This window comes from Agarivorans sp. TSD2052 (genome assembly GCF_023238625.1).
Taxonomy (GTDB): Bacteria; Pseudomonadota; Gammaproteobacteria; order Enterobacterales; family Celerinatantimonadaceae; genus Agarivorans.
This window is the reverse complement of record NZ_CP096670.1, coordinates 2,267,947-2,286,808: the sequence shown is the minus strand read 5'-3', so window position 1 is coordinate 2,286,808 and position 18,862 is coordinate 2,267,947. Positions and strand designations below refer to the sequence as shown.

Here is an 18,862-nt window from a genome sequence, read left to right as displayed (position 1 = left end):
GAACTATTACATCCAACCTTGCTCCTGATAATAGCGTAATGCGCCTGGGTGTAAAGGTGCAGAGAGGTTAGTGGCAATCATTTCTTTTACGTTCAACTCAGCCAGCGCCGGATGCAAAGAACGAAGAGTATTAATGTTTTCGAAGATCGCGGCCACAAAATTATAAACGGTTTGTTCAGACAACATTTTGTCGGCTACCAGGGTCGCACTCACGCCAATAGATTGGATATCTGTCGGATTGCCATGGTAGGTACCGCCCTTAATGGTTACCGGAGAAAAGTATTCATATTTTTCAGCTAAACCTACGATGGTTTTCTTAGAAAGCCCCAGTAATTTAGATTCGCACATGGTGGTGGCACGTGTAATAGACGTATTGGGGTGGCCTACAACATAAACAATGGCGTCATTCTTTTTACTACATAAGGCGCGACTTTGCTCATCGGGTTTCAAATTAGTTAATTCTGAGAAGTCAGCGTCTTGCCAATCTAGTTGTTCCATGACTAACTTCATCGTTGAATATTGGCCTGAGCCGACAGGGCCTACATTAACCGAATGACCTTTCAATTGATCAATTTGGCTAATATTTACATCCTCATGGACCAACACGGTAAAAGCTTCAGAATATAAAGAAAGTAATGAGCGCATATCGGTGTAAGCCCCATTTTCTTCATACTGACCAGCACCTTGGTAAGCTTGCCAGTGAACATCAGATTGGACAATCGCTAAATCAATATCATTACTTTGTAGAGCCTCGACGTTGTCGCTAGACCCTCCTGAGCTTTCCGCCGTACAGCTAATTTTTCGATGTTCGTTACTCTGCTCTAAAAGGCGGCATAAGGCGTTACCTGTAGGATAATACACACCACTGACATTACCGGTTCCAACGAATAAATATTCGTTACTACTGGCGAGTCCGCTGCTTAAACTTAAGGCGGTGAATACTAAACAAGCTGTAAATCGTTTCATTTTTTCGTCCATAAAACTTATTGCCGATAGAACAACAACCCTAATATACACGCTAAAATTACAAAACGCTTGTTCAACACTACAAGTTGTGAGCTTGAAAACATGAAGGTTTTTGCATATCTAGCGAAAACACAATCTATTGGTCGGACAAGTTGGTACTCAGGCTTTGCTGGTTTTACGTTGACTAAGTTGTTAAAACATCCCGCTGGCTAGCTGTTACCCGGTATTTCGCTAGCAATTCTAAAGGACTAAATATCGCTGATGATTAATCAACAGTAGTGGTAATAATTCGTTATAATAAAGCCACTTAGTATCTATGTGTGTTGACATTAAATTGCTAAAAGCCCTCAGCCCTCAGAGCTTAGAAATCTGTTGTTATAGTCTAGATGATATTGAAAGTGCTATTCGTGGCGGAGCCGATCGGATCGAATTCTGCGCTGGCCAAAATGACGGCGGTGTTACGCCAAGTTATGGCGCCTTAAAACAAGCACAAAAATATCTAAAACAGCTACCTATCGTAGTCATGGTTCGCCCTAGAGGCGGAGATTTCTGTTACTTGCCAGATGAAATTGAGCAAATGATAAGGGATATTGAACTGATTAAAGAACTTGGTTATTCCGGAGTAGTAACCGGTTGCTTGAGTCCAGACGCTAGCCTAGATGTAGCGGCAAACCAAAAACTGGTTGATGCATGTGGCGATACAAAAGTAACTTTCCATAGGGCCTTTGACTGTGTCGCCGCTCCTATACAAGCGGCACAGCTTATTGCTGACATCGGCTTTAATCGAGTATTGAGTTCTGGCCAAAGCAACAATATTGAGGGGGGATTACCATTGCTACTTGAGCTTCAAGATGCTCAACCGGCATTAGAGTGGATTGCCGCTGGTGGCGTAAGGGCCCACAATATTCAATTTTTAGTCAACAAGGGGCTTCGGTTTTTCCATAGTGCCGCGGCTAAACCGTTGAATACTTTATTTGACACTCGTTACTCACTCGCGATGGCGGCGTCTAAAGACCTAGCGAAAGAATTGAGCAGACAAACAGTAGATACCGCTCAAGTACTTGCAATGGCCGATTTACTTACAAGGGCTTAATGAAGCGATGTTTACCCCGTTGTTCCATAGAACTCGACATTTTTCATACTACTTGCTGAATTCAATCAGGCATCGTGGAATAGCGATGTTCTCAGCCTATCTATTAGTTCAAGCATGCTGGTTAGCTTTATTTGCGCCCTTATCTATTGTTGTTAGCGAGTCTTTGATGTCTTGGCATGGGCTAGGAGGAGTCGCTAATCAAGAGTTGCTTGGATTTTTCTTATCGCCCGTCGGTTACTTGTTTGCTATTTGGTTGGTGGCGATGTCGCTATTCAATTTCTTTTTGCAACAAGGCGTCGTAACCCTCTTGTTAGCGCAACATGAGGTCAACAAACGCTCGATTTCTCAAGCTATTAGGCTGTTAATTCAACGTTCTTGGCTAATCGCTCGATTAGCATTTATGCAGTCAGCCTTGCTGATAAGTATTAGCTGTACGCTACTATTTATTGGGCGATGGCTATTTGGTTTTATGTTAGCGGATTGGGATATTAATTATTATCTTGATCAACAACGAGGCCAGGTATGGATTTACTTCTCGGCTTTATCCCTTGGAGGGATCCCGTTAGCGCTTTGGCTTGGCAGTAAGTGGCTTAATTGGTGGTTTGCATTGCCATTTTGCATGCTGCAGAAACAACCTTTGGGTAAGCAGCTAACAGATTCAACCAAGCTAAGTGTTGGCCAGAGAAAACTTATTTTGGGATTAAACATTGTTTGGTTAGCGTTAAGAGCATTGGTGTTTTTGATGTTGATAGCGGTAAGTATCTGGGTATTACGCTTTAGCTTAGATTGGTGGGCACCAGAAGATGTAACGAGTACAGAGCTTTTCGTATTTAGTTTTGTGGTGCTCGCTGGTGGTTCAATATTAAGTTTTTTGGACACTTGGCTATACGCTAGTATTCAATTTTATATGTTTAAAGTCTTAGTGAAAAAACGAGGTGGAGAGTTACATAGCGAACACCAACGAGTCCTCAAAGAAAACCACAGTTTACATTTAGGTTTTAGATTAATGCTATTGGCTATTCTGTTAGTGGGGGTTAGTCAGTTGGCAGACGATGTAGATGGCTTCAGCCAACGCTTTGCCGCTCCAAGCGATTTTACCATTATGGGACATCGAGCGGGCGGGTGGTTAGCACCAGAAAACAGTTTGGAAGGTTTGCATCAATCTATAGATCTTGGCTTAGCCGTGACAGAAATAGATGTGCAATTGACTAGCGATGGTCAAATAGCAGTCGTCCATGATAGAGATCTTCGTAGGCTTACCGGTAGTTCTGAAATTGTATATTTGAGTACCTTTAAGGAGATTCAAAATGCATTTGTGTCAGCGGGCTTGGAAAAACCGCAGCCTCTTTCCGAGTGGCTAGAGCAAAGTGCCGGTAATATAACCCTTAATATCGAATTGAAACGCTACGATCGCGCTATGGATTTAGTACCAGCCGTTGTAGACGCGCTGCAACACTTTCAGCACCCCGTTATTATCAGTAGCTTAGATGTGGAATTACTTAACGCTGTAAAACAAAAAGTGAAAGGCAGTCTGTTAGCTGAAAGGGTGAGCATTGCGTTTATTGCAGCAGCAAGTTTTGGCGAAACGAAGTTACAACAAAATGTTGATATGCTGATCGTTAATCAGCAGTGGGTTAGCGCTTGGCGACTATTGAGTGCTCAACAAAGAGGCCAGCAAGTACATGTGTGGACCGTGAACAACGCCGCTGATGTAGAGCGTTTGTTCTATCTACGGGTTGACGGAGTAGTGACAGATTCACCTGAAATGGCTATCGCCACCATCGAGAACCTTCAGCAACTTAACCAAGTAGAACATGTGATTAATAGTTTTCGATATTGGCTAAGGTTTTAAAACGCCTGTCAATTTTAGCGCGAGACAAGCAAGATGAAGCATTATTCGGGTTAATAATGAGTTCAATTAACTAAAAAACTGTTGGAAGGCTGACCACTTTTCATGTTCAACTTCCCAAGAGCTTAGATAAAACTTCACAGTTTGATTAGGACGACGTTGATTTAGTTGGTATAAACTCAAACGAGATACACAGCCCAGTTTGCTGTAGCCTCCTATTGTTTGCCTATCGACCGACAATATTATTGGTAACCCGTTAGCTGGAACTTGTACCGCTCCTAAGGCGATGGCTTCTGACTCAATATTGTTGGGGACATGTTTAAACGCTTGTCCGGTTAAACGCACACCCATTCGATCACTTAAATCACTCACCTTGTAAGTTTGTTGGCATAACAAAGCGATATCTTGATTGGAAAATTGTTGAAATTGATAGCTAGGTATTAACGCTAAATTTAATGGTTCTAAGTAGTTCGGAATGAAGCGATAGGGCGTTTGCAGAATCGCTGAAGAAGCGCTTATGTTGTATTCTATTTGCGGCTTATCGTGGTAACTAATACGGTCATTGTTTTTTAACCAGCGGCCGTCAAAAGGTCCTAATAGTTGTTTAACTGAACTACTCGCACTGCCTAACTCCTTGTTTACGATTAGCCCTCCCTTCACTGCCAAATAGGCTCTTAAGCCGCTACGTGCAGGGTTAATTTGCAAGGTATCACCATCTGCTATCTGAATGGTTTGCCAAGTGTCGGCGTTCACAGCAGCACTGTTTTTTGAAGACAATATTTTAAGCGGTGTATCAGCGCCGCATACTGCAATGCTACACGCTTTCTCAAACTGTATGCTCGCGCCACCAATCGCGATTTCAAGACAAGCTTCATTAGCTCGATTTGAAAGCAATCTATTGGCCCAGTAAAAGGCTTGTAAGTCTGCCGCCCCGCCCGGACTAATACCAATATCTTGGTAGCCGATTCTTCCTTGGTCTACAACACAAGTTTGGGGGCCGCTACGCAACAGCGTAAGGTTAGCTTTTGCCATCATAGGTGGTCCAACATTTGCTGGTACTCTTGATAACTAATACTATAAAAGCCTATTGAATCGCCAACCTGTAATGGGCACATTGGTGAATGCGATTTGTTAAAAAAAATCATAGGGCTTCGACCTATAATATGCCATCCACCCGGGCTTGCAGCCGGATAAACCGCGGTCATGTCTTCAGCAATGGCAATGCTTCCTTTTGGCACACTGGTTGCCGGAATGGCCTTCCTTTTTAGCTGAATTCGCTTATCTAAACCGGCCAAATAGGCAAAGCCGGGCATAAAACCAATGGCTTTTACTCGATAATGCTTTGCTTGATGTAATTCAATGATTTGCTCAGTACCCATATTAAGTCGCGTAGCTATGCTATTTAAATCGGGCGCTAGGCGTGAATCATAACAGGCAGGTACCATTATCGTGTTGCCAAGTTCAGCACTCTCGGTGAAACCGATTTGGTCGAATGGGAACTGGCTAACGGCAGTCATTAGTGAATGGATATCTGCGGTATAATTAACCATGCATAACAAGCTGTCAGCCGCAACAATAACGTCAGTGACTCCACTTATATTTAGCTTTAACTGTTTAGCCAATACCGGGAGGGCAGCTTGATATTGAGTTTGCTTACTCGTCACCAACAAACTGTCTTCGTTCACCCACTCCATGCAGAACATCTGGTTAACCTAACTTGATGCTATTAAGTGTCACTAGTGAACGGATGTGTTTTATCTGATTGACCGCCGCTTCATTATCACCGTGCACACACAATGTATCTGCCTGTACAGCGAGTAAGCTGCCATCATTGCATTTTAGTTGGCGACTCATCAGCAATAACCTTACTTGACTAAGTAGCTCTTCCTGCTCAGTCAGCACGGCGCCTCGTTCTGTACGCGCCTGTAATTGCCCGTTACTAAGATAACGACGGTCACAAAATGCTTCTCTGATTAATTCGACATGATGCTGGCGGGCAATCTCTTCTACAAACCCCTTAGTTAAGGTAGCTGAAACCATCAGTTTAAGTGGCTTATTAAAACTCGCTACAGCCTTGATTACCGCTGTAAAAATCTCTACATCCTTATGCATATCATTATATAAGGCGCCATGGGGTTTAACATAATCAACATCTTCACCATGGTAGTGACATAAGGCCTGTAAACTGCCAATTTGAGAGACCAATAATCTGCTTAGCTGTGCAGGGCTGTATAACATTGGGCGTCGACCAAAACCTGCGATGTCAGCATAACTAGGATGTGCCCCTATGGAAACCTTGTGTTGTTTGGCTAAGACAATAGTCTTGCTCATTACGTCAGGATCAGAGGCGTGACCACCACATGCTACATTGGCCATATCAATGTGTGGCATGGCTAACTCATCAACGCCCATAGACCACACCCCAAAACTTTCACCCATATCGCAGTTTATAAGCATCAATCGTCCTTAACGTGCTGTCTTACATTGTTGTTGTATCAGTTTAGAAAAAAGCTGACCAGCAGGACCTAGCTGAGTGGGTCTTGGTATAACCATATAAGTGACGAGGGTTTTAGCCGCGCCTCCTTGAATGTTGAGTTCTACTAAACTGTCTTTTTCAAAATAGGGGGCAGCAATGTGTTCGGGTACCCAGGCAAAACCAAGGCCTTGACTTAATACCGACATAACTTGGTTAAAACTACTAAATGTCCAACGTTGCTCTGCGCGTAACCAACCCCTATCTTGGTGAGGATTTTTGCCGCTGTCCCTAATCACCAACTGAACGTGTTGCAATACTTCATCTATTGATACGGGTTTAGGCATTTTAGCGAGCGGATGGTTACGATGTACCACGGGTAACATATTTATAGTGGATAGTTTTTCACCCAATACACCTTTAGGCAATGAGGCGGCGATTGCAATATCGACTGAGGCTTCATCTATGACATCATCGGTACCACTAATTACGGTGTCTAGTATCTCAATACGGGTACCTCTACTATCTGGTAAGAAAGCTTTAAGGGCCTTTATTATCGGCACTTGAGGCTGCACGATATCGCAAGCTATGGTAAGTTTTGGCTCCCAGCCTTGCTCTAAACTAGCGGCTAACTGTTCAAGTTCTTGAATGTTTTGGCTTAATAACTTGCTACGTCTAAGCATGACTTCACCCATAGGGGTTAAATACGCTTTTCGGCCCTTAACTTCGAGCAGTTGAACACCCAATAAGCCCTGCAGTTTACTGACGGCATGATTAAGTGATGATTGGCTTTTATTTAGCTGACTAGCGGCCTGAGCGTAACCGCCGTAATCAACCACCGCCTGAAAGATACGCCATTGCTCTAAGGTACTTTTTGCTCTAAAGGTTGCACTCATTATTGCTCAGCCTTCGCTTATTTTATCTGTGCGTTTATGCTTTGCCCTGTGATACCGATGCTTGCATCACTCATTAAATACAAATAGCTAGGCATAATATCGAGTGGTGTTTTTAAGGTTTGAGGATCTTCTCCAGGGTAAGCGGTTGCGCGCATTAAGGTCTGGGTTGCACCTGGATTAATACAATTACTGCGTAAGCCTGTTTTATCGTATTCATCGGCGATAACTTGCGACATACCTTCGATCGCGAACTTAGACACACTATATCCGCCCCAATAGGCTCTGCCTTGCTTGCCGACACTTGAAGAAGTGAATAGCAAAGAAGCATGGTTTGATTTAGCCATTAAGGGAAGCAGCGCTTGGCTTAACAAAAACTGCGACTTTACGTTGACCTGCATCAGTTGATCCCAGTGATCTTCGCTGATTTGTACATATTGACTTAACACTCCTAAGTGAGCGGCATTAAGCAACGCACCGTCTAAACGGCCAAATTGATTCTCAATAGTGGCAGTCATATCTAAGTAATGTTGTTGGGTGGCACCGTTTAAATCTAGCGGAATGATCGCCGCTTGAGGTGCGCTCATGGCTTCAATTTCGTCATAAACAGCTTCTAACTTTTTCACCGTACGGCCGAGTAAAATAACGGTAGCGCCACATGCGGCAAAACTTAACGCAGCTTGGCGGCCGATTCCATCGCCGGCTCCGGTTACCAAAATAACTTTGTTTTTTAATTCGTCAGCGCTAGCGGTGAAAAGGTGAGGAGAGGTTTCCGTGCTCATTTTTGGTTCCTGTAGATGTGCGTTAGTCCACAAATATTTGATTAACAATTAAACAAGTGTTTAACATCTGGTTAGACCTGTTGCAAAAATGTTAACAAGCGTTTAGGGTTTCGTTGAAGAAACATACTATAAAAAGGAATTTGCTAATATGCGTTTGTCCCGAATAGCTACAGCTGTCACTCTATTTGCTTCTGTTACTCTAACGGGTTGCGGTAGCAACTCGCCCTTCGATTTCACTAATGATATCACGCCAAATGAGCCTAACTCAGTAAAAATTCGATTCAATCCGCTAACCGGTGATGTATCAACACCAAATAATTTGCTGTTTAACGGTAGCTTAGACGGGACGATTAACTTACCTGCAGAATCCGCGATACTGGTGACCCAAGAATACCAAGCGATTACCAATGTATTGGGTGCGTTAGATGGTTGGCAAACCAGCGTGCCTTTTAGTATCCCCCTTGGTTACGGTGATGACGAAGCAGAATACAATGCTGAGATTGATACCAAACTGGATAGCGCTACCTTCCCCGATGGAATTTTATTGTACAAAGTAAGAGCGTCTGGTTTTGCTGATACTTGTGCAGATGTGACCGAAAATGGTGGTAGTTTTTCTGCTGGTCAAACTTGTCGTATTGATGAGCAATTAGTTTACGGGGATGACTACATCGCCACCTTTAGTGATGGCAGTATTATCGTCACGCCACTTAAACCATTGAGCCCAGCTACGTCATTTATGGTGGCGATTACAGATTCACTGTTGGATGAAAACGGACGAAGTGTTGAAGCAGGTTCGGGTTATCAGTTGTTGAGTACCGCACCATCGGCCGAAGATAACGCGACAGTGCAACAGCTCAAAGGTTTAACAAACTGGAACAACGGTTTGCTAGCTGCTGAAGGCGTAAACGGATCGGTGAGTTATGCTGCAGTGTTTACCACTCAATCAGTGGGCTCTGTGTTGAGCAGCTTACAACAAATATATGGTGGTATGGCGTTACAAGGTTTGTTGCCAATGTCTGCATTAGTAGATACCGGCACTACAGCTGAAGATGTAGCGAATGTGGCACTAGGTGGCAGTCAACCTGCCTTTGCCGCAGCTAAGTATTTTAAGTCAACCTTGTCAGTTCCTTATTATCTTTCTGATCTAGATAGCCCTGACCTAACCGGCGGTGACGTAAACAGATGGGCACAAGCGAGAACAGATAGTCCAATTGCAATTTTACAGTTGTTACAAAATAACGCTGATTTTGCAGACCAAGCGAGTGCAAGCAGCTTTTGGGCGCAAGCCGGAGCAAAAGGGTTTGATGTGGCTAGTTTTGGCGCCTTAGTGGCAGGCAGTGATACTAGCACTGCTGCACAAATGCTAGCTCAAGCTGATTTAGTTGGTTTGACCTACATGGAAGAAGGTGAAGCTAAACCTGTTGATTCTCACCGTCATTTAACGGCATTCAACCCGATCCCTGAAACTAGAAGTATGGCTAATTTGCAGGTAGATATCTATTTGCCTGATGAAACCTTAACCGGTCAAACTATGCCCGCAAATGGCTGGCCAGTCGTGGTGTTCCAACATGGTATCTCTTCGGTTAAAGAAACAGCCGCTGGATTAGCGGCAAGCTATGCTGCACAAGGTTACGCAGTGTTAGCAATGGATTTACCGTATCACGGGACTCGCGGTATCGACTTAAACGGAGACGGAAATGCCGACATTAGCGCTAATGCTGACGCTCAAGTGTTTGCAAATTTAGGCAGTTTTTTAAGTATTCGCGAAAATCTTCGCCAATCTAGTGCCGATATACTGGCCTTACGTGCGGCCCTGCAAGCTGGCACGGCTCCTGCTGAGTTGGACGGAAGCAAAGTACACTTTGTCGGACTATCGTTGGGTTCAATTGTGGGAGTAGGTGCAGCGTCCATGGCTAAAACCGTGACGGTGAGCGGTATGGAAGTTGATTACAACTTACAAAGTGTCTCTCTTAGCGTGCCCGGTGGTGGCTTAGCTGGAGTGTTCCAGTATTCACCTTCGTTTGGCCCTGCGGTTGAAGCAGGACTTAAGGCAAACCCTGGGTATTTAGGGCTAGTCGCTGCAGGCTTAGGTTTTGTTGATAACGAAACCGCTACCGCGCTTGAGCAATTTGCTGTTTATCAAGCTACCTACCCAGAAGCTGCACAATTAGTCATTGATTCAAACTATTCAGCTTTTGCCAGTGTATTTGGTTCACTCGCTCAAACGGTTGTCGACGGAGCTGACCCACTAAACTACGCACAATCTAACTTAACAATGCCGGTATTGGTGCACGAAGTGATTGGCGACCAAGTTATTCCAAACAGTTTAGCGACACTGCCATTAGTTGGCACCAACCCTCTAATTGAAACAATGGGCCTAGATGCAACAGAAGTCACCTCTGCCGGCAGTTATGCTATTCGGTTTAACGCTGGCGCGCATAGCTCACTACTTGCACCTACAGCGAGCTTAGCAACGACGGTTGAAATGCAAACTCAGTTTGTTTCTTACGCTGTAAGCGCCGATGCTGGAAACGCCACTGTGGTGGTTAATGATAATTCGGTGATTGCTGCACCATAAGCTTAATGCTTCTCAATCTAAGGCCTGCATCGCGCAGGCCTTTTTTGTTGCTTGGTTAGTGATTAAAGCTATGGTACTAATAGCTGCTTGAAAATAAGAGGGCATAAGTTTGGATTTTTTGATTGAGTTTGGATTGTTTTTTGCGAAGGCTTTAACCATTGTTATCGCCATTATTGCCGTGGTTGTTGTCGTTATTGCAGCATCGTCTAAAACTAAACATAAAAGTGGTGAGTTAGAGGTTACCGACCTTAGTGAGCGACAAGATGATTTAGAAGATAAGCTGAACAATAACTTAATGAGTAAAGATCAGCTCAAGCAACATAAAAAACAATTAAAGCAGCAACATAAACAAGATAAGAAAAATGCCGATGCTCAAGCTAAGCCTCGTGTATTTGTTATTGATTTCAAGGGTAGCATTGACGCTAAAGAAGTGACTAGCCTGCGTGAAGAAGTGACCGCAGTATTAATTGCCGCTGGTCCGCAAGACGAAGTTCTGGTTCGTTTAGAGAGTGGTGGCGGTATGGTTCATGGTTATGGCTTAGCGGCTTCCCAGCTGAAACGCATAAAAGCTAAAGGTATTAAGCTAACCATCTCTGTAGACAAAGTTGCAGCGAGTGGCGGCTACATGATGGCCTGCATTGCAGACAAGATTATCGCCGCACCATTTTCTATTGTTGGTTCTATTGGCGTGATCGCTCAGATCCCTAATTTTAATAAAGTACTAAAAAATCATGATATTGAGTTTGAGCAGGTGACGGCTGGTGAATTTAAGCGCACCTTGACAATGTTTGGGGAAAATACTGACGAAGCTCGCGCTAAGTTTAAAACTGAATTAGAAGAAACCCACGTATTGTTTAAAGAGTTTGTGCAAGAGTTTCGTCCTCAGTTAGATATCGCTAAAGTAGCGACAGGGGAACATTGGTATGGCACCCAGGCCTTTGGTCTTAAACTTGTAGACGAAGTAAGTACCAGTGATGATTACTTAATGAGCCAATTTGCTGACAAGCAAGTCATCCAATTTAAATATCATGCTAAGAAAAAGTTTGCAGAAAAACTAAGCCAAGCTGCGAGTGTCGGGGTAGAGCGCGGAGTAATGAAATTAGTGCAATCTCAATCTTGGGATTGGACGAAATAAGCTGCCAAAGATGAAAGTAAAAGCCTGATAATTATCAGGCTTTTTTTATATCTATAATCTTTAGGCTTGCTGAAAAGGATACACCGAACCTAAATGCAAAATCTGCGTGAGTTGGTCTAAAGCGGTATTAACCTCGGTGATCAGCTGTGGGTCTCGCAAATCATCAAACACTAGGCTATCTCGGTAATGTTTATCTACCCACTGATTTAGCGTGTTAAACAGCTGCTGGTTCATCAAGGTATGTTGATTTACGGCAGCTAACTCCATATCGTTTAAAGCTACTCTCAGGCGCAGGCAAGCAGGTCCTCCACCGTTACTCATGCTTTGTTTTACATCGAAGTAAAGCACTTGTTTTATTGGTGTATCACGTGCCACTAATTGTTCTAAGTAGCGGCGTACTGGTTCTGATTCTTGACAGTTTGTTGGCGCGATTATGGCCATTTCACCTGGTGCAATGGTAATAATTTGGGTATTAAATAAGTAGCTTTTCACTGCTTCACTTAAAGCCACTTCTTTGTCGCTAACTTCTATAAAATATAGCTTATTTTCGCCGAAACGCTGCTGAATACGCTGGAGTTGCTGCTGCGTATTCAAAAATGCTTGCTGATGATAGAACAGCACATTTTGGTTACCAACGGCAATAACGTCGTTATGGAAAACCCCTTGGTCTATCACCTCTGGATTTTGTTGGATAAACAATGCTGTTTCATTATCCAAGCCATGCAAACGTGCCACTGCTTGACTGGCTTCAAGAGTTTGTCTGGCAGGGAACTTGCGCGGAGCGGGAGCATTGCTATCAGCAGCTTTTCGTCCGTACACAAAGAGTTCTAATCCGGCTTCGCCATAGTTATTACACAAGCGAGTATGATTCGCGGCGCCTTCATCTCCGTAATAGTCATTTTCTGGAAGATGCTGGTGATGTTCAAAATGCTTACTGTCGGCAAAAACCGCTTGTAAAATATTACCGGTAACTTGTGGCTCGATAGAGCGATGCAGTTTGTTGGTTAAATTTGCCGGAGTAAAATGTACTTTACCGTTTTCAGTATCAGCGCTAGGTGACACAGTGGCAGCATTTGCTGTCCACATGCTAGAAGCAGAATAACTGGCGAGTAGGGCGTCTGGCGCTCTTTTCGCGGCTTGTTCTAGTACATGGGCATCATTCCCAGAAAAGCCAATGCGTCTTAGTAGGTTAAGGTCAGGTCGCTGTTGAGGCGCGAGTACCCCTTGAGTAAGGCCTAAATCATTCAAGGCTTTCATTTTTAACAAGCCTTGCTTTGCGGCTTCTCTTGGGTTCGAGGCATTTTGGGCGTTAGACAATGAAGCGACATTGCCGAATGAAAGACCAGCGTAGTTATGGGTAGGCCCCACTAGACCGTCGAAATTGACTTCAAAATGTTTCATATAATTCCTTTTACTACACTTATCGCAAAAATGAGTTGCCTTTTATTGCAAAAGTTTCAAACAATGGTTATTTATATTGGCATATAGACAAAATCAAGCGTATAACTCTAGCCAAATTTGAGAGTTGCCGATGTTATCAGTTTGTATCTTTGTGGTCGAGTGCTTAATTATTCGCCCAATAAACCAAAGAATTAAAAAAGTTATTGACCTATGCTAACTCTCAAGCGTTATATAAAAAAGAACCAATAACTACTGCTTTCCGTCAGTGGGCCACTTATGACGGACATAATGGTAAAAAGAATAATATGAGTAAATCTCTGGTAATAGTAGAATCACCAGCTAAAGCAAAAACGATTAACAAATACTTGGGTCGCCAATATGTGGTGAAGTCGAGTGTTGGTCATATTCGTGATTTGCCTAGTAGTGGTAGCGCGACAAATAAAAAGAAAGCCGCACCTGTTTCAACCAAAGGAATGAGCGCAGAAGAAAAAGCCAAACTCAAAGCTGCTAAAGATAAAAAAGCCTTAGTGGCTCGTATGGGGGTAGACCCTGAGAAAGATTGGAAGGCTAATTATCAAATTCTTCCCGGTAAAGAAAAAGTCGTTAATGAGCTCAAAACTCTCGCCGAAAATGCTGACACCATCTATCTCGCAACCGATTTAGACCGCGAAGGAGAGGCAATAGCGTGGCACTTGAAAGAAATCATTGGTGGGGACGATAGTCGCTTTAAGCGCGTGGTATTTAACGAAATCACCAAGTCTGCGATTAAAGATGCATTTTCTCAGCCTAGCGAATTGAACATGGACCGAGTTAATGCCCAACAAGCTCGTCGCTTTCTAGATCGCGTAGTGGGTTACATGGTTTCACCGCTGCTTTGGAAAAAAATAGCGCGCGGCTTATCTGCTGGCCGTGTTCAATCCGTTGCCGTTCGTTTAGTGGTAGAGAAAGAACGAGAAATTAAAGCATTTGTTCCTGAAGAGTACTGGGATATTCATGCTGATTTAGCAACCCAATTAGGTGAAGGCTTCCGTCTAGAGGTGGCCAAAGAAAATGGTCAAGCATTTAAACCGGTTAATCAACAGCAGGCTACCGCTGCCATTGATAGTTTAAAAGGCGCAGATTACCAAGTGGCCAAGCGTGAAGATAAGCCGACACGCTCTAAACCCAAAGCCCCTTACATCACCTCTACACTGCAACAAGCTGCAAGCACCCGTTTAAGCTTTGGCGTAAAACGCACCATGATGTTAGCTCAAAGGCTCTATGAGGCCGGTTACATCACTTACATGCGTACAGACTCAACTAACTTGAGTAACGATGCTGTAGAGGCTGCCAGGGGCTATATTGTCGATAATTTTGGCGATAAGTATCTTCCAGAAAATCCTTTGCGCTACTCAAGCAAAGAAGGCGCCCAAGAAGCACACGAAGCAATTCGACCATCAGACGTCACAGTAGTGAGTGAGCATCTAGATGGCGTAGATGCCGATGCAAAACGACTTTACGATCTTATCTGGCGCCAATTTGTGGCATGTCAGATGACTGACGCTCAATACGATGCAACTACTATTACAGTCACTGCCGCACAATTTGAACTGCGGGCTCGCGGCAAGATTTTGCGCTTCGAAGGTTGGACTAAAGTACAGCCAGTTGGCAAAGCTAACAAAGCAGAAGATGGCGTGTTACCCGCGGTAACCAAGGGTGATTCGCTCAAGCTTGTTGAACTCGATCCAAAACAACACTTTACTAAGCCACCAGCGCGTTTTAACGAAGCTTCGCTAGTACGAGAATTAGAAAAAAGAGGCATAGGGCGACCATCGACTTACGCATCTATCATCTCTACCATTCAAGACCGTGGTTATGTACGTACCGACGCGCGTCGCTTTTATGCCGAAAAAATGGGCGAGATTGTCGCTGAACGCTTAACCGAAAGTTTCCAAGATCTAATGAGCTATGACTTCACTGCCGAGATGGAAGAGCGTCTTGACGAAGTCGCGGATGGCAGCTTTGAGTGGAAACAAGTGTTAAATGAATTCTATAAAAATTTCAAAGGTCAGTTAAGTAAAGCTGATGACGATGAAAATGGAATGCGTAGCAATACCCCGGTGATCACCGATATCAAATGTCCAGATTGTGAAAGACCTATGGGCATTCGCACTGCGAGCACGGGTGTTTTCTTGGGTTGTTCAGGTTATGCACTGCCGCCAAAAGAACGTTGTAAGTGTACGATCAATTTGATCCCAGGCGAGGAGGCGGTGGCCGCCGACTCAGAAGAACAAGAAACCGAAGCGTTAAGGGCTAAAGAACGTTGCCCAATCTGTGGCACTGCCATGGATAGCTATTTAATCGACGAGACGCGTAAACTGCACGTCTGTGGTAATAACCCCGATTGTGAAGGTTATGTTGTCGAGCAGGGTAGCTTTAAGATAAAAGGCTACGATGGCCCCATTGTCGAGTGTGAGAAGTGCGGTAGTGACATGCAATTGCGTACTGGCCGCTTTGGTAAATACATGGCTTGCACTGGTGAAGATTGCAGCAACACCCGTAAAATTCTTAAGAGTGGGGAAGTTGCACCACCACGGGAAGATCCTGTTCACCTCCCTGAATTAGAATGTGTTAATAGCGATGCTTACTTCGTATTACGGGACGGTGCCTCGGGTATCTTTATGGCGGCGAGTAACTTCCCACGCTCCCGGGAGACTCGTGCTCCTTTAGTGGAGGAGTTAAAACGCTTTAGAGATCGCCTACCTGAGAAATTCTACTATTTAGCCGATGGGCCAGTCGCTGATCCCGATGGGGTAAAATCGTTAGTGCGATACAGCCGTAAAACCAAAGAGCAGTACTTAAGTACTGAAGTTGAAGGCAAAGCAACCGGTTGGCGCGCCTATCACACCGATGGTAAGTGGGTGATAGAAGACAAACGTAAAAAGCCGAAGAAATAGAGAAGGCTTAAATATAAAAAAGGAAGCTTAGGCTTCCTTTTTTAATGCTGTGATACGGGTAATTAGCCGTTTAATTGTAATTGCGCGAGCTTTTTGTCCATGGTGGCTTTTAGTAGTTTATAAAGAAGGATTGCCGCGTCAATTTCTTCCTTACGATTGGTTAGGCTTTCAATGTTCAAACCTAATGGTATACCCAGTGGTAAACAGGCTTCTAAAATCTGCACCAAATTGTTATAGCAAATTAGAATGGATTCTTTTAAGGGTTTATCTGCGTTCAAGATACGTAAACTTGTCGCTTCCGGGACTGATATACCTAACCATTCGATAAACTCTAAGGTTTTAGCGCTACCACAGGGAGAGAAAGTAAGAATAATCCGCTGAGGCTGTTGCTGATGTTCTCGGCACTGATGAGCGTAGCGAGTTAACATATCGATGGTGGCTTGAGCGTTATATACCGCTTGAGACACAAAATACTGGCAACCTTGGTGTGTTTTATTCACCAACCTAGTATGTTCATCCCCTTTTTTAGCATGCCGCTCTGCAATAGTAACGCCACCTAGATAAAATTCTGAGGCATGTTGGCCGATGGCAGCGTAAGCATCAGCCAAACTTAATTGAATATCATTGCTGGCTGCTGGGCTACCCACTAACACCAAGTCTCTAATACCGTATTGGTGCCAAGCTTCCTTTAGCCATGCGACAAAGTCAGCTTGATTGCGTTGCGATACACTTTTGTAGGTGATTACCGCACGCTGGCTCTTTTGCATCAGCAATTGCGCATACAAGCGAGGATCATGGGTTTGCATGTAGGGGAAAGGACGAGGTTTATCAATGCGACTGCTTTCGTCTTGAATGTCATAAACAATCAAACCGTCGTATTCTATTTCATCTAATCGTGATAGCAATTTGTCTGCTATATCGCTAACTTTAGCAATATCAGTATTACTTTTAGGCGGGGTCGTACCGATAAAATAAACCCCGTGGTAAGGGTCACTTGAAATTTGTTGAAGTGTTTTGCGCATCATTTTTTAAATTTGTATTTTGATTGAGGCTATTCTCGCATAGCTTCAATCAAAAATCTTTAGGCGAAACAACATGAATAAGTAGACCCGTTGCGAATTACCACTTTTTCTTGGGTTGAAAAAGCACGTCTAATTCATCGGTTTCTTTATCGGCTTTGTCTTGCGCTTCTTGCTTACTGGCCGATTTTAACTTATCGCTCATCTCTTGATTCATTTGCTTCATGTTTTCCAGTTTCTTTTCTAAATAAGCATCTCGATCTGAAATGTTGCTAAGTGCAGAAATACCTTTATTAAGAAGCTGTCGAGCAGTACCCCATTGGCGTAGGGCTTGAGCTTCGATCGCACGTTTAAGAGCATTTTCGATATTGATTTTTAATTGCATCAACTCTAGACGCCGATCTTCTAATACAAATACTTGGGTATTTAACCGACCTTTAGCGTGCTCTGAACGGACTACCGCGCGAATTTTTTTAACTATTTGCAACATTTGTAGTGCGTCTTTGTCGGTATCGGGGGCTCTAAAAGCGCTGTCGCTAATTTCGCTAGCATTGCTCATTTGGTTTAATTGCCCTTGAGTCGCTCGAATTCGATTGTTTAAGCCTTTCACCGTAGGGTCGATGGCTCGAATTTGATTCAAAGCGTCCAACATTCGTTTGTGTAGCAGTTCTACCAATTCTTTACTGTACGGCAAAATCGAAGAGTGCAGCAACAATTCTTCGGTTTCGTTAATGATCGCTTTATGTTTAGCGATAGCCAAACGGCGCTCAGCTTCTTGTTTTTGTTTGAATTGCTGCACCATGTTATAGCCAATGATCAAAAATAACAGGGCACCAACACCGAGCAAGACTAAGGTAAATACCATAATTGGACCGAATAATTCCTAATTGTTCTTTTTAAGGAAGAAATAAACTGAAACGACTGCCACCTAGCGCACTATCATTTTCAAGTTGTATTCTACCTTCTTTACCATTATTGATGTGTGCTTTAGCGATCAATTTCGCGAAAAATAGACCTAAACCACTGCGATTCTTAACAAAATTCAAATGTGATGCATTTTCACTATTGGCTAATTCAATAATTTCCGATGGAAAACCATCACCGTCGTCTTCGACTTGTATACAAAGACAGTTATCGGCCTGAGTGGCAGAAATTTTAATTTGTTTTTTCGAATAACGTAACGCATTCATGACAATGTCGTTAAGCATGTAATCAACTAACACCCCATCAAAGTACCAACTTAACGAATCATCAACCTCAATGAGCACTTTCATGTCTGCTTGTTCTATAAAGGTTTGGTTTTTGAAGTAAATATCATTGAGTAAATCTCCGATATAGTTTTCTTCAATGGTCATTGGCATTTGTTCTTTTTCGAAACGATACAGTGCCAAAAGTTGCATTAAGCTCCCATTTAAACGCGATACTTCATAATGTAGCCGGGATAACTCTTCGCTATCTTCTCGACCTAATTGCTTAGAGCGAAGGGCTATCGTTTCTGTTGATTGGGTCAACATACATAGTGAATTTTTCATATCGTGTACTGCTGTAGCCAGTACCGATGAAAAATCTAAACTGTCATTTGATAGCATTTTAGCTCCTTTCGACGACTTAAACTCAGTGTAACTGATGCGCAGCTTCCTCGCAAAATCAACAATTTCAGAATGTTAGTTAGGGAAAAAAGACCGTTCACAAATTTGTCATTCGGGATTGTTAGTGTAGTAAATTTTAAACTAGACG

Annotated in this window: 15 protein-coding genes; 5 read left to right on the top strand and 10 right to left on the bottom strand. The window is 43.4% G+C overall.

The features are described 5' to 3' along the window. Nucleotides 1–6: 6 nt before the first annotated feature. A complete protein-coding gene (locus M0C34_RS10450) occupies nt 7–966 on the bottom strand; it encodes a TAXI family TRAP transporter solute-binding subunit (protein ID WP_248715549.1) in 960 nt (319 codons plus the stop codon). 316 nt (nt 967–1,282) lie between these two features. Here M0C34_RS10450 and M0C34_RS10445 point away from each other — a divergent pair, with 316 nt between their 5' ends. Together M0C34_RS10445 and M0C34_RS10440 are read left to right on the top strand one after the other, a co-directional pair. Continuing rightward, nucleotides 1,283–2,059: a copper homeostasis protein CutC gene (locus M0C34_RS10445; protein WP_248715548.1), complete on the top strand. Its 777-nt coding sequence runs from the start codon at nt 1,283–1,285 to the stop codon at nt 2,057–2,059. An 85-nt stretch (nt 2,060–2,144) separates the two neighbouring features. Then, a complete protein-coding gene (locus tag M0C34_RS10440; RefSeq protein ID WP_248715547.1) occupies nt 2,145–3,911 on the top strand; it encodes a glycerophosphodiester phosphodiesterase in 1,767 nt (588 codons plus the stop codon). A 66-nt stretch (nt 3,912–3,977) separates the two neighbouring features. On the opposite strand, the gene M0C34_RS10435 is transcribed toward M0C34_RS10440, so the two are convergent. From M0C34_RS10435 to M0C34_RS10415, 5 genes are read right to left on the bottom strand one after another with little or no spacing between them, the layout of a single operon-like run. After that, complete coding sequence (locus M0C34_RS10435; RefSeq protein ID WP_248715546.1) at nt 3,978–4,943, bottom strand: 5-oxoprolinase subunit C family protein; 966 nt, start codon at nt 4,941–4,943, stop codon at nt 3,978–3,980. Further along, nucleotides 4,940–5,593: a 5-oxoprolinase subunit B family protein gene (locus M0C34_RS10430; protein ID WP_248715545.1), complete on the bottom strand. Its 654-nt coding sequence runs from the start codon at nt 5,591–5,593 to the stop codon at nt 4,940–4,942. Before M0C34_RS10430 ends, M0C34_RS10435 begins: the two co-directional genes overlap by 4 nt. Before the next feature lie 22 nt (nt 5,594–5,615). Then, entirely contained in the window at nt 5,616–6,365 is a 750-nt protein-coding gene (locus M0C34_RS10425; RefSeq protein ID WP_248715544.1) for a 5-oxoprolinase subunit PxpA, read from the bottom strand. A gap of 9 nt (nt 6,366–6,374) precedes the next feature. Beyond that, nucleotides 6,375–7,277, bottom strand: coding sequence for a LysR family transcriptional regulator (locus M0C34_RS10420; RefSeq protein ID WP_248715543.1), 903 nt, complete (start codon nt 7,275–7,277; stop codon nt 6,375–6,377). 17 nt (nt 7,278–7,294) lie between these two features. Continuing rightward, on the bottom strand, nt 7,295–8,056 hold the full coding sequence (locus M0C34_RS10415) for a YciK family oxidoreductase (protein WP_248715542.1): 762 nt from the start codon (nt 8,054–8,056) through the stop codon (nt 7,295–7,297). Nucleotides 8,057–8,204: 148 nt separating this feature from the next. Between M0C34_RS10415 and M0C34_RS10410 the strand changes: the two genes are divergently transcribed. Together M0C34_RS10410 and sohB are read left to right on the top strand one after the other, a co-directional pair. After that, the gene (locus M0C34_RS10410; RefSeq protein WP_248715541.1) at nt 8,205–10,634 is read left to right on the top strand and encodes a VolA/Pla-1 family phospholipase; all 2,430 of its coding nucleotides are present in this window, start codon (nt 8,205–8,207) and stop codon (nt 10,632–10,634) included. A gap of 109 nt (nt 10,635–10,743) precedes the next feature. Further along, a complete protein-coding gene (sohB, locus tag M0C34_RS10405; RefSeq protein ID WP_248715540.1) occupies nt 10,744–11,769 on the top strand; it encodes a protease SohB in 1,026 nt (341 codons plus the stop codon). Nucleotides 11,770–11,829: 60 nt separating this feature from the next. Here sohB and astB read toward each other — a convergent pair whose 3' ends face one another. Then, complete coding sequence (gene astB, locus M0C34_RS10400) at nt 11,830–13,170, bottom strand: N-succinylarginine dihydrolase (RefSeq protein ID WP_248715539.1); 1,341 nt, start codon at nt 13,168–13,170, stop codon at nt 11,830–11,832. 305 nt (nt 13,171–13,475) lie between these two features. Here astB and topA point away from each other — a divergent pair, with 305 nt between their 5' ends. Next, nucleotides 13,476–16,106, top strand: coding sequence for a type I DNA topoisomerase (gene topA, locus M0C34_RS10395; RefSeq protein WP_248715538.1), 2,631 nt, complete (start codon nt 13,476–13,478; stop codon nt 16,104–16,106). 62 nt (nt 16,107–16,168) lie between these two features. Here the strand turns inward: topA and M0C34_RS10390 are convergent, their stop codons facing one another. The 3 genes from M0C34_RS10390 to M0C34_RS10380 all read right to left on the bottom strand — a co-directional run bounded on the left by M0C34_RS10390 (nt 16,169) and on the right by M0C34_RS10380 (nt 18,714). Further along, entirely contained in the window at nt 16,169–17,128 is a 960-nt protein-coding gene (locus M0C34_RS10390) for a methylenetetrahydrofolate reductase (protein ID WP_248715628.1), read from the bottom strand. Between the two features lie 97 nt (nt 17,129–17,225). Beyond that, a complete protein-coding gene (locus M0C34_RS10385) occupies nt 17,226–17,990 on the bottom strand; it encodes a DNA repair protein (protein WP_248715537.1) in 765 nt (254 codons plus the stop codon). Nucleotides 17,991–18,021: 31 nt separating this feature from the next. Next, entirely contained in the window at nt 18,022–18,714 is a 693-nt protein-coding gene (locus tag M0C34_RS10380) for a sensor histidine kinase (protein ID WP_248715536.1), read from the bottom strand. Nucleotides 18,715–18,862: the final 148 nt, after the last annotated feature.